This window comes from Brumicola blandensis (assembly GCF_031846165.1).
Classification (GTDB): Bacteria; Pseudomonadota; Gammaproteobacteria; order Enterobacterales; family Alteromonadaceae; genus Glaciecola; species Glaciecola blandensis.
Map to the genome: position 1 here is coordinate 235,038 of NZ_JAVRIE010000003.1, position 12,465 is coordinate 247,502.

Here is a 12,465-nt window from a genome sequence, read left to right on the forward strand (position 1 = left end):
ATAATCGACATGATGGCTTCCTCTACTGACCAGAGTTAAGTTTGTTTATGAGATCCGCAGGTAAGCTCAAACTAAAGGTTTGTGCAGAATTAAATTGATTGAAAACATCATCAATTTTCAATTCAATTGTATATTCACCAGCATCAAGGATCTCATCATCAAAAGTAAAGCTGTAAAGGTTTACTTCTTGTGCAGCAATTGAATCGCGCTCAATAGTGTCACCATCCGGGCCAACTAATCGCAGAGAGATGAAGCCATTAGGACGGAAGTTGAATTTTGTCACCATTTCAAATGAGCTAACACATATTTGTGTTGCTGAACGATGTTGGTCACAGAGCACAGGGAGTGTTTCAAATTTCTCTATTGCAAGAGGGCCTGATACACCGCTTGAACTGTTTTCGTCTTCAGCTTCTAGTTCAGTAATTTTCGCTAGGAGTCCAATCTTTTCTTGATTGAGTGTCGCTAACTCGGATTCTAGTTGTGATTTCGCTGCTGCAAGTTCTTGGCTTTGCTGAAGTCTTTCTTCAGTATCGGCAAGTTTACGCTCGAGCGATTTGATACTCGATGACAGTTTGCGGTTTTCATTGTTCTTGTCGGCTAGGTCGGATTGAACCTTGGCTAGCTTCTCATCTTCTGTATCACCGCTATTGCTAGCGCTAATGAGTTGTTGTTTCTCTTCTTCTAGTGCCTGCTTTTCTTCTTCTAGTGTGAGCATTTGAGCTTGAAGCGTGTCTACGCTTTCTTTCGCGCTTTGCAACTCACTTTGCAGCTGGGCTTGTAATTCACTGCTATCGTCTTGTGATGATGATCTTAATGTTTCAAGTTGGCTTTGCAATCTAGAGATATTTCGTTCTGTTTGATTCAGTGAGGCAGAGCAAGCACTGTAGTCGTCACGGGCAATATTAAGGTCTTGTTTAAGACTTGATAGGGCATTTTCATTTGAATCAGTATCGCATTGTAATTGTTCTTGGGCACGCGGTGTTTCGCTTGCAACGTCGACCGTAGCTGCGTTCGTGCTTTGGTCTTGATGACTAAGGTTCTTGCTCATCATGAAGAAAAAATAAAGCGCAAGAGCTGTTAAAAAAGCAACTATTCCGATCGTGTATTTCAATGCGTTTTTTATCATATTATCCATAGACTGACTCATTCCAACAAATACATGCGTTGGTCAAAAAATTGTATCGCTGGGATGCTTTGCAAACCAGAAAATTAGGATTGACCAGGAGTTTTAGGTCAATCCTAATAGGAAGTAGAAGCCCACAACAAGTGGGCTGGCTTTCATTCACTAACTTAGAATACGTAGTTGATTGCAAATCTAGCGAGTGAAGCGTCTCTAGCTTCAACCAAGTCATCTGTGTACTGGCTGAATTCTAATTTCACTGCAAAGTTTGCTGCGTAGTCATAGCGAATCGTTGCCGTGGCAACTTGATAGTTTTGAGCAAATTGTGCATTAATACCTAATACAGCCGGTGTTAACGCCGCCTCTAAAGGCTGACCTAAGGCTGCTAGCTCTTCAACACCCTTCACTTCATCCCCTTCAAACACAGAGTATGTTAATGAAGGCGTCCACTTACCTGCTCTGAAACCAGCGGTAACGAACATAGCTTCATCAGTTGGCGTGTAAGAATCAGCAATCTCGATGTTGGTATACTCACCAGATAAGAACCAGCTGAAGCGGTCAATGTTGAAACCGACACCAACAAAGTTTGCTGTATCTTCATCAATTGCAAGGAAGTCAGCAAAACCAGCGTTGGCTTGACCAATTTGTCCTACAACTGCATCTAATTGTGCTTGTGAGAAGGTTGCTTCAGTACCACCATATACAGCACGAACACTGAACCAGTCATTAGACAATTCAGCATTAACCATATGAGTATTGTCGCCAGTGATAACACCGCCAGATACTTCATTCTCGAATGCACCGACCGCGCCACCTAACTTGATTTCCCAATCTCCAACGAAGTCAGAATAATCTAAACGGAATCCGTCGATGTTGTTAAATGGTACATCATAAACTGCTTGAGGTACTGATACCCAATGGTGTGAGTAACCAATATCCAAAGAGTCAGAGTATTTGAATAGCGGTAGACGGAATCGACCTGCTGAGAATGTTGCTCTGTTAGTCATTCTGTATGATACATAAGCCCATTCAAAGTTTGGAGAATAGTCGTCTGCTCCACGTGCTAGAATTTGAACCGTTGCTGACATTCTTTCGTTAATGCTGCCACTTGCCTGAAGAGCAAAAAGGCTTTCTTCACTAAAATTAAATGTGTCGTCGTATCCGTAAAGTGATTCCTCACTCCCGGTAACACCACCAACTAAATTGGCAAAACCGTTTATACGGATGTCAGCGTGTGCTGGAAGGGCAACTGCTGTACTCAGCATTGCTACTATTAATGATTTTTTCATGACAATCTCCTTAGTCTATTTTCACGACTTTCACGTCACTGTTGACAGAAGACGTATCGATGAAGCCAATTGCGTTTTTGTTTTGTAGAATTAATTCGATCATTTCTTGATCTGAGCTCACAGTCTTTGGCATAGTGCCTCGACCTGTAAATACGAGCTTTGACCAGTAGGCGTCAACAGCAGCGGTTCTGCGCTGGAGAACTGCTTCGTCAAATTCCACACGTAGCGCGGAGTCTGGAGAATGGGTTAATACTGTAGCGACTTCACCGTTCGAGAAGGCAGTTTCTTTGCCTAGAAAAATGCGTTTCACTAATTGATAGTCAATTTCAGATGTGTTTTCAGGGTGCACGACTACTGCGTAGCCTGCGAAAACTTGAGAACTGAATAAGGCACCAAATATGAAAGTGCCAATAATACGCTTCATGTTGTCTATTTCCTTGAGTTGAGTGTAGTTACTTGCAACCTGTCACAATCACATCTGTCTTTCCGTGAATGTCACTGCGGGTGCATTTAGTTATTAATATCGCCACCTTTTCCGTATCGTTAGAAATACCTATTTAACGACTTGTCTGATGACTTCAATAGCTAAGGCCGAAGAGACTAAAGGCCACTGAAATAAAAGTAAACGAAGATAGGGTATGAATAAGTAGTAGGGGGGTATGAAAATGACTAATTATAGGAAGTACTTTATACGCGTTTTTGAACTGATTATTGCTGACCAATATTACATAACTCTGACCTGTAACAAAGACTTAGGGGTGGGTGTATACTCAGCAAAATGGCGGTGTATGCAGAAAGCAAGCTTCACTGATAAGTAAACGATCACTTTGGTTGTAAGGATATTTAGCGATTCGGTAGCACGCTAACTCAAACATTTACTTCCAGCTCCTTTTTTAGAGAGCTATTCCCAAAATCCATATGGTGCCACCGACTTTGAAGGCATCAGAACATTTCTGCTACAGCTCCGCTTTTTCTTTCACCATTTCTTCATATAAATTATTATATTTCGGATAATGTTCAATTATGTATTTATCTAAAGAATTTATTTCGAGTTTTATTTGCGCATCAGATACCTTATCAAATACTAATTTAATAAGTGACTCTTCGCTTTGACCATAAAAATTAAGTTCATCGAATCTCGCCCTCGCTAATAAACCAATACCTGATTCGTTGCGAACAGACGCTTGGGCTAAGATTAATAGCTTTGCAGCCTCTTTGACTTGTTGTGGTCTTTTTCCCTCAGGCCAGTCTTCACCTCTTGGAAAAGGCTGTCCTCTGGTGTATGAAGGAATAAAAAATCTTATCGTTCTTTCTAAATTGACTATAGCCTCCAACAAATTGAGAGATGCTACAGCATCAAAATTTAAGTCAGCACTTGAGTCCAATATAGGGTGGTTTTCCAATTCGCTAAATAATTTTTGGCTCATATAATCAGGGTTATTTTGAAGAACGTATTTTACGTCCTCAATTGAAGGGAATCCGTTATTCTTTAAACTTTTAAATTCTCTTTCAGTACTAAACTCCAAAGCACCAAAAAGCAGTTGGTTAAAAAGAGTGTATTTTTCCTTAGTGGGAAAATCATATTCAGCGATAAGACTATTGAAGTTGGTCGGTTTATAGTCAGGTTTTGTAGCTACTTCGTCAACGTTTAAGGTGGTCTTATTCGCCCTTTGTTCGACTTCTAACGGATTCTGAATTACTTGACTCGGCTTCGATGTGTCTAATCCTTCATCCAGGGGTTTGTCATCATTCGAAAAAATGTAAACACTAAGTCCCAAGGTCATTGTTATACACAATATTATAATATATTTGATCTGATACCCCTGGGATTATCCAGAACACTGCGTCTCTTCGATTTCCCTGCACATGTTTGCATAGTCAAATGCTACATGATTACCTGTTGCATACGCGTGCTTAGATTGTTTTAAGTTGTGAAGCTCTCGCTTTCATTGCGTGCTCAACATCTATTTGAGTTGGCGGGTTACATCCGTTTTTTTCGACGTTTAGAGTTGCCGCCATTAGCGCGAACTGCAAAGTGTATTCGAGAGCCTCATCTGACCAAGGTTGTTTTATTTGTCCTTGCCGTAATAACTGAGCGAGAAACGCTGAGAAGAAAGTATCTCCAGCACCTACTGCATCGACGAAAGGTGTCGGGGAAAAAACGGGTTTGGTGACTTCAAACTTGTTGGTGATTAAAGTGGCACCATGTTCGCCAAGGGTCAACAAAACCATGCTGGCATTCGTTTGTGCAAGTAGTTCTTTTGCACCATCAAGAGGCGCTACTGTTGAGCCGAGCGCAAGTAAATCTTCATCACTTACTTTTATAATATCAGCGTAGTTCGCTAATGATGTTACCGCTTTTACGTAGCTTTCGTTATCGGCCTCTACACCTTTTCGCATGTTAATGTCGATACTGACGCAGACTTCACGCTGTTTTAATACTGTAAAGCAAGGCTCTAATACGTCTACCATACTCGGCACAAGTGCTAACGAACCAGTATGAAACAATTCGATATCTTCAGGGATGACCGATTGCAAAGTAGCTGCATCAATGTCTAAATCGGCAATGTGTTTACGATAAAGGCAATAGTCAGGCTGACCCTGCTCGTCTTTGTATACTAACGCTAAGGAAGTAGGTAAATCTGAACGGTTATTCTCAGGAAGCGTAATGCCTTCTTTGCTGGCAAACTGCTTTAAACGTGTACCGTAAATATCGTTTGAAATAGGCGATAAGTAGCTGATATCTATGTTTTGGCGTGCAAAGCTTTGCGCTACGTTAAAAGGGGAGCCACCAATATGAGAATGCAGAATGCCTTCAGTTTGTTCTATGAGGTCAAATAGAGCTTCACCAAATACTGCAGCTTTCGGTTTGTTTGTGTGTTCAGTCATTTACTTCATCTCTAGCAGATGCTCTGCTGTATATTTATTGGTAATTATGCCACAGTCGAGCAATTCACGTTTTTTGTTATAGACCCAGCCAATAAGTTCGCCTACTGCGCCTAGTTTAACGAGTTCTTTTGCGTCATCTACATTTACATCAATAAAGTCGTCGTTGATTGGAGGGGAGTTTACACCGATATTACCCAAACCGACAAATATAACATCGGCTTGTTTAGTAAGTTATAGGTTACGATAAACAAAAACTGGCCACCCCTACAGGACTTGAACCTGTATCAAAGACTTAGGAGGTCCTCGTTTTATCCAGTTAAACTAAGGGGTGGAGGGGCAAAGCCTTATTTTGTGCTACTTTATGAATCAAAACAAGTCGGTGCGTTTTACCGACATTGTGCTGCTGAGCTTACAGAATAAATGAAGCGTCAAATCAATCGACGATTATTGCCTAGCAACAAAATCATTTGCTTGAATATTACCTAAAAGGCTTCGGTCTCGGCTAGTGACCGTGGCTGTTTCAGCAAATACTTGTGTCACAACAAGAGGAGTAGGGTGTAACACAAACTGCTTATATTGTTGACCAAAGTTGTCCTGAATTTGTTTTACACTAAATAAGGTAAGTTGGTCTCCAGCTTTCACTTGTTGGTTTTCACCAAGGTTAATTTGTAGTTGGTTGTTTGCTACTGCCAAGATTCTACCCATAGTCGGCTCGCACATGGCAAATTCTTCTAAGTCGACTGCTGCTTGCTGCATGCTCTCTAAAACAGCACGGCCGAAACGACTTCGCCAAAATTGATCTGAATGCACGTCGACAGTTTTGGTCCGGTCAAACTCCCAAGCTTCTGATAGTCGATATTGCTTACTCATCAAGGTTTCACCTGAAGCACCGTTCAATAGCGTGATGCTATAGGCAAGGTTTCGCACCGCTTGTTCACCCTTCCAAAACGTAAACGCATTCGATTGATTGCGCTCTACGCTAATGTCATCAATGGTAATTGCTAATACATACTGAACATCCGTTTTTTCTGCCAGTCTGACGGCCTGCATTGCTTGATTTGTTGTATGCCAATTTAGAATATACGGTTCTACATCAGAGACGGTAAGACTTGTTGTGATAGCCGCAAATGTCTCCTGAAGCTTCATTGCTGCCGCTTCACCGAAAGTATGTAGCTGGCCATCCGCCGCTTGTGCACCGTAGCGTAAAGGGAAATATGTAGTTGCAATACGCTTGGTATAATCGGCTGCGCTGCATTGTGATTCTTGTGAAAAGATATCTGCGCGAATAGATACGGTGACATAGCCATCTTCATATACCTCTTCAATAAACTCAATCGTATTTACCTCACCACTAGAGCGAATCTCTAAATGATCATCCATCAGTAGACCGTTCGTCATTTGTTGTACGCTTCGCACAGATGCGCCAGCAAACAATAAGGCTTGCTTAATTGCTTCTTCTGTTGCCTGTTCTCTAGCAGCCACTTTATCACCGTTTAGAATAGCTGCTTGCCCAGTGGCTGAGAACCAGGCCGCCTTAGCTGTGTGGCTAAAACTAAGTGACAAAAGAACAAACCCAAAAATAGTGTACCAAGGTGTTTTCATATCAATGTGCTCAACGTTATGCTGTTCAAGGTTGCATTGCATTTATGAGTCTCTGCAAGACAACTAAGACTAAACTGATACTGTCAAAAAACAGTGTTATTGCTTTGGCTATACAAGTTATATGCCATAAGGCACATTTAGAGGATTTGAAGGTTTAATCTGAAATAGTTGGTTCGCTTATTGCTTAGTGTCTCAATAACGAAGCATATGAATACAGCGTCTATTAAGAAAAGCTACTAGATAGACTCTGCTAAAACAACAAAGCAAGGCAGTAGGAAACAACCATGCAAGAGTATACGAACTATTTACCAAATAAAAAACAGCTTCTAATGAGCGCGATGATGCTTTTCGCTGTCGCCGCTTTGTCGGGCTGTAGCTCAATGTTTACCAAGCATGTGGAATGGGAAACGATTGAGCCTGAATCTTATCCTGTGCTCAGTGCTGTGGGTTATGCACCAATAGATGCACAACTGGCGTCGGATGATTCTACCAAAACACTGATGGCGATAAAGGCATCAAAACTTGACGCCTACCGCGAATTGGCGGAACAAGTTTATGGCCAAAAAGTTGACGGTGAGCAAGAGTTAGCAAATTTGATCCTGACAAACAACCAGTTAAAAAGCTCGGTGGAAGGCGTTATTCGAGGCGCTCGTGTTGTAAAGAGTTACCCCGTAGGTGAAGACACATACGCAACGGAATTAGAGCTAGACATGTCACGAGTCTATGACATCTACCTTTCAACAGCCAAGCCGAAAAAAATACGAAAGGTCACTTACTATTGATTTGAGCAAGCAGACTTCTAACAAACCTTGAGTTCAGCACAATTTGCTCTAACATAAGAGCTTCTATAAGCTAATTTGGGATTTTATGAGTCAAGACATGAGTCATGCAGGTGAGGGTGAACACCTATTAGAACTTCGCCATTTAACGCTCGACGATTTCGACGACATTAAAGAGTTAATGGATGACGTGTATCAACACGTTGGTGGCGCTTGGAAATTACGCGAATACCAAGCCCAACTCAATACCTTCCCCGATGGACAAATATGCATAGAAGATAAGGGTAAAGTTGTTGCCGCAGCATTTGCTGTGATTGTTGACTATGACAAATTTGGTGACAAGCACACTTACGATCAAATTACCGGTGATGCTTACTTAACCACGCACGATCCCAAAGGTGATGTTCTTTATGGCGTTGATATATTCGTATCGAATGACTACCGAGGCTTGCGTTTAGGCCGACGTTTGTATGAGGCGCGCAAAGAGATTTGTCGCAACCTGAACCTTCAGTCTATTATGGCCGGTGGTCGCATTCCTAATTATTCAAAGTATTCTAGCGAACTAACTCCATACGAATATATTGAGAAAGTTAAATCAAAGGACATTTTCGATCCTATCCTGACCTTTCAAATTTCTAATGGCTTCGAAGTGAAGCAAATTTTAAAGGCCTATTTACCGGAAGATAAAGCGTCACGTGGCTATGCAACGTTATTGCAGTGGCACAACATATACTACGATGCAGAGAAGCCATCTATTATTAATGGTGTTAAAGAGTCAGCGCGTATTGGATGTGTTCAATGGCAAATGCGTTACTTTGAAAATGTTGGTGAATTGCTTCAGCAAGTAGAATACTTCGTCGATGCCTTATCTGATTACTCGTGTGATGTTGCATTGTTTCCTGAGTTTTTCAATGCGCCGCTAATGGGCTTAGCTGACTCAGATAGTTCAATTGATGCAATTTGGCATCTAGCGACCTACACCGATGAAATCATCACTGCCATTTCTAAGCTTGCGATCACCTATAATATTAATATTATCGCTGGTTCAGTGCCTGTCATTGAAGATGATGAGCTATATAACGTGAGTTATGTTTGTCATCGTGATGGCTCATTAGAAGCACAGTCGAAGCTGCATCCTACACCTCATGAAAAGTCTGATTGGATCATGAAAGGCGGGGATGAGCTTAAGGTGTTCGACACTGATTTTGGTAAAATAGGTGTGCTGATTTGTTACGACGTTGAGTTCCCAGAGCTTGCGCGTATTTTAAATGAGCAAGATATGCAGGTGTTGTTTGTGCCATTTTGGACTGACACTAAGAATGGTTACCTGAGAGTTCGTCGTTGTGCGCAAGCTAGAGCGATAGAGAATGAATGTTACGTTGCCATTGCTGGTAGTGTGGGTAACTTGCCTAAAGTAGACAACGTTGATATTCAATACGGACAAACGGCTGTATTTTCGCCCTCGGATTTTGCTTTCCCACATGACGCAATTGTGTCGGAAACCACGCCTAACACTGAAATGACCTTAATAGTCGATTTAGATTATAACAAGCTCACGAAGTTGAAAAATGAGGGCTCGGTACGCAATTATTTAGACCGTCGACGCGATTTATACCGAGTCGATTGGATCGGTAAAAATGCGTACGACAGTGGCAAGTCTTAACGGCTAATTAAGGCGAGCTTAGAGCAGTAACAAGCTACCTAACCCTAAGAAAGCCACAAAGCCAACGATGTCGGTTACCGTTGTAAGAATGACAGACCCTGATAACGCAGGGTCTATCTTTAACTTATTCAATACGATAGGTAGCAACACGCCGGTTAATGCTGCCATTGCTATATTCAATAGAATGGCAATAGAAATCACGATGCCAAGTAAACTACTATCGAACCACAAGTAAGCAATTGCACCAACCACAGTTGCCCAAATGACACCATTCAACAAACCTACCTTCAATTCTTTTTCTAGTAACGCTTTGCGGTTACTGTCAGTGACTTGCCCTAGCGCTAGGCCACGAACGATTAGGGTGAGTGTTTGACTGCCCGCTATTCCGCCCATACTTGCAACTACTGGCATCAATACAGCCAATGCCACTACCTCTTGAAGAGTCGCCTCAAACAAGCCAATGAACCATGAGGCTAGAAAAGCGGTGACCAAATTGATACCCAGCCAAATAGCACGCTTTTTTGCACTCTTTCTCACACTAGAGAACAAATCCTCGTTTTCGTCCATACCTGCAGATGACATGACTTGTCGTTCATAATCTTCATTCACTAATTCACAAGCAGTGACAATATCAACGCGGCCCAATAGCTTATTGGTATCATCCAACACGGGTAACGAAATAAATCCGCTGTTCTGAACGACTCTAGCAGCTTGCACTGCATCTTGTTCTGCCTTAATTACACTGATGAATTCAACCGATAAGTCGACCAATGGAATATGTTCTGGCGCACGAAAAAGCCGATCAAACTTCACGGCTGAAGAAAACTGCCCAGTTCTGTTGACTAAAAAGATACATTCGGTTGATTCAGGTACTTCGCGGCGTATCAAACGTAAGGCGTCACTGACTTTGGCATTGAGTGGCAACACCAATACATCATGGTTTAACCAGTGACCAATTTGATTGTCTTTGAATTGACTCGCATCTTGAAAGAATTGGCGCTGTTGCTTACCCATTGCCGAGACGGCAATATCAACTAGGTTGTTTGGCAGACTGTCGCAAATTTCTAGTAGTTGCTCGGAATCAACATCTTGAAAAATGTTTTCCCATTTATCAATTGGGGTAGCGTCGATAAGTGGGGAGCGCGGGTCAGCGCGCATGTCGACTAATACATCTAGTTTTTTATGGCTGGGGATTTGCTCCCAGCTATTTACCCTTTGTTCTACGGGCAATGATTCCAATAGCAATGCAAGGCTTTCAGAATCGGTAGATGCAATGGTATTGATCAACTCGGCATTATCTTCGAGCGCGTCGGCTTTAACGATTTCTTCGATTAAACTAGGAATTTGATCAGACATAATTGCTCAATAGGCTGCCGTGAGAACACCGCCATGCTATGGAAACTAGTGGCATTTGTAAATCAAAAAAAGGGGTTAAGCTGTGAATCCTTTAGATGATCCGTCGCCTGTTGGTTTTCCGCTGCGGTCGTAGGTCATTGATTCACGAGCTCTAAGCTCCATCATCAAATTGCGCAGGTGTGTCAGTCTTAGCTGACCCTGTTCAACCGATTTAGCGTTGATTTGGGTGAGATATTTACATTCATGGATGATTGCGTTGCATTTGTTCATTGCAGCGACTGCTTCTTCCACGTTTTCTTCGTTTGCTTTTGCTTTTTCAAATAGGCTTGCGATAGATGCGTCTTCAGACTCTATTTGATTTAATAGCTCTTCTTTTTCTTTCAATAAACCCATCAATGTTTCGGGTTCTCTGGAGCTAATCAGATGCAGCTCATTCTCAAGCAAGGCTTTGAGAGAAGTCAGTTGTTCGAATTGCTTATCAATTGCGCTCAATAGACTAGGCATCATATTTTATTTACGCTCCAGAACCGAATATTTGAGATTCCAATTTAGCGATTTTCTGCGCTAATACTTCTGGGTTGATTTTGTACTCACCTTCAGCGATTGCTTTCTTTAGTTTGTCCACTTTTTCCTGATTAACAGGGGCTTCGGTACCTTTTTTCTGTACCTGAGACAATTGCTGTGCTGACTGTGTTAGTGACACAGAATCACCACGCGGTGCTGCAGCTGGTGCGGCAGTTTGCGTTGCGTTTCCTGTGGTCGCAGCTTGACCTTGCGTCTGTTGTTGTGACAACTTCTGCCCGTCAATTTGCGGTTTGTTTGCATTGTTATTTACGTTATTAATAGTCATAATTTTTTCCAGAACCTATAACACCTCAGTCATGTTATCGGCGTTCATGTGGTTTACTTTAGCAAAAAAGTGAATTAAAAACACATTTTCTGCTTGTTTTTACGTAATTAATTCCCTTTCTTTCAAGCTCATAAGATAAAAGTGTCAATTTTTTATCACTACTAAATATGAATACTCACTTCACTTGTACTAGAAACCGTCGCAGAAACCGTCTTTTTAGACTGTGCATTTTGCACGCGAATGGTATCACCCAAGTTGCCATCTTGCTGAGCAATGCCTGACACTTTCAGCTGCAAACCCTTCGTTTGCGCCATAATTGTCACCTTGTCGCCTTTACATACAAAGCAAAGCATAGCGTTATTGATTATCTGACCGGGGCGGACTCTTCTTTTAAGACGCGCGCCAATTAAATGATCAGGGTTCGTATATGTCGACCCTCTGAGCCTGTTAATAGGGATATCGGCAATATACAGATTTTGTTCACTTAAAAGTGAGCCTGGACTCATGGTTTCCGACATCACAACAACCGGTTTAGTTTGTTGTACCTGCACTGAGGTAAATAAATACCAACTTGAATTAGGACAAGTTACTTTGACCGAGACATTCGATTGCTTCAGGCTCGATTGCGAGGCTTCAAATGCAAAAGGTGTCTGGCACTGTGGTATATGAATACGTTCATCAATTTTCGCCGCTTTAATGGTTAAATCGGCACTATTGTCTATAATTGCATTTTGTTGCACATATAGTTCGGCTTGATGCTGTATGCTTTGATGTACCGACGCTTTGGAAAAACTTGCAAAAAGCGTGAAAAATAATGTCAAGCCAATGCCAGTAGTGGTCGATAACGAGTTACTTATGTTAATTTGCATCTGTTTATACCTATGCTTATGTTGCTTTCCAGCATGCTAACTTTGGCA

12 protein-coding genes, 1 tRNA gene and 1 pseudogene are annotated in these 12,465 nt (G+C 41.8%); 2 read left to right on the plus strand and 12 right to left on the minus strand.

Annotated features, from left to right (window positions below):
• Positions 1–22: 22 nt before the first annotated feature.
• From RM544_RS09470 to RM544_RS09505, 8 genes and pseudogenes are all read right to left on the minus strand, one after another.
• Positions 23–1,135 (minus strand): hypothetical protein, encoded by a 1,113-nt coding sequence (locus RM544_RS09470; protein WP_311361549.1) that lies wholly within the window; start codon positions 1,133–1,135, stop codon positions 23–25.
• Between the two features lie 155 nt (positions 1,136–1,290).
• A complete protein-coding gene (locus RM544_RS09475) occupies positions 1,291–2,409 on the minus strand; it encodes a topoisomerase IV (protein ID WP_311361550.1) in 1,119 nt (372 codons plus the stop codon).
• A gap of 10 nt (positions 2,410–2,419) precedes the next feature.
• The gene (locus RM544_RS09480) at positions 2,420–2,833 is read right to left on the minus strand and encodes a type 2 periplasmic-binding domain-containing protein (protein ID WP_311361551.1); all 414 of its coding nucleotides are present in this window, start codon (positions 2,831–2,833) and stop codon (positions 2,420–2,422) included.
• A gap of 532 nt (positions 2,834–3,365) precedes the next feature.
• Positions 3,366–4,193 (minus strand): hypothetical protein, encoded by an 828-nt coding sequence (locus tag RM544_RS09485; protein WP_311361552.1) that lies wholly within the window; start codon positions 4,191–4,193, stop codon positions 3,366–3,368.
• Between the two features lie 130 nt (positions 4,194–4,323).
• On the minus strand, positions 4,324–5,298 hold the full coding sequence (locus RM544_RS09490; RefSeq protein ID WP_311361553.1) for a PfkB family carbohydrate kinase: 975 nt from the start codon (positions 5,296–5,298) through the stop codon (positions 4,324–4,326).
• A pseudogene (locus tag RM544_RS09495) lies at positions 5,299–5,514 on the minus strand (hypothetical protein); the annotation flags it as partial.
• A 39-nt stretch (positions 5,515–5,553) separates the two neighbouring features.
• Positions 5,554–5,629: transfer RNA gene (locus RM544_RS09500), tRNA-Arg, on the minus strand.
• 113 nt (positions 5,630–5,742) lie between these two features.
• Complete coding sequence (locus RM544_RS09505; RefSeq protein WP_311361554.1) at positions 5,743–6,942, minus strand: flagellar assembly protein FlgT; 1,200 nt, start codon at positions 6,940–6,942, stop codon at positions 5,743–5,745.
• 287 nt (positions 6,943–7,229) lie between these two features.
• Here RM544_RS09505 and RM544_RS09510 point away from each other — a divergent pair, with 287 nt between their 5' ends.
• Entirely contained in the window at positions 7,230–7,682 is a 453-nt protein-coding gene (locus tag RM544_RS09510) for an LPP20 family lipoprotein (RefSeq protein ID WP_311361743.1), read from the plus strand.
• An 85-nt stretch (positions 7,683–7,767) separates the two neighbouring features.
• Positions 7,768–9,342, plus strand: a complete 1,575-nt coding sequence (locus tag RM544_RS09515) for a bifunctional GNAT family N-acetyltransferase/carbon-nitrogen hydrolase family protein (RefSeq protein WP_311361555.1) — start codon at positions 7,768–7,770, stop codon at positions 9,340–9,342.
• 18 nt (positions 9,343–9,360) lie between these two features.
• Here RM544_RS09515 and RM544_RS09520 read toward each other — a convergent pair whose 3' ends face one another.
• The 4 genes from RM544_RS09520 to flgA form a co-directional block, all read right to left on the minus strand.
• Positions 9,361–10,698, minus strand: coding sequence for a magnesium transporter (locus RM544_RS09520; RefSeq protein ID WP_311361556.1), 1,338 nt, complete (start codon positions 10,696–10,698; stop codon positions 9,361–9,363).
• Between the two features lie 75 nt (positions 10,699–10,773).
• Positions 10,774–11,205, minus strand: a complete 432-nt coding sequence (locus RM544_RS09525; protein WP_311361557.1) for a flagella synthesis protein FlgN — start codon at positions 11,203–11,205, stop codon at positions 10,774–10,776.
• Positions 11,206–11,212: 7 nt separating this feature from the next.
• Positions 11,213–11,548: a flagellar biosynthesis anti-sigma factor FlgM gene (flgM, locus tag RM544_RS09530; RefSeq protein ID WP_311361558.1), complete on the minus strand. Its 336-nt coding sequence runs from the start codon at positions 11,546–11,548 to the stop codon at positions 11,213–11,215.
• 161 nt (positions 11,549–11,709) lie between these two features.
• Positions 11,710–12,417, minus strand: a complete 708-nt coding sequence (flgA, locus tag RM544_RS09535; protein WP_311361559.1) for a flagellar basal body P-ring formation chaperone FlgA — start codon at positions 12,415–12,417, stop codon at positions 11,710–11,712.
• Positions 12,418–12,465 lie beyond the last annotated feature (48 nt).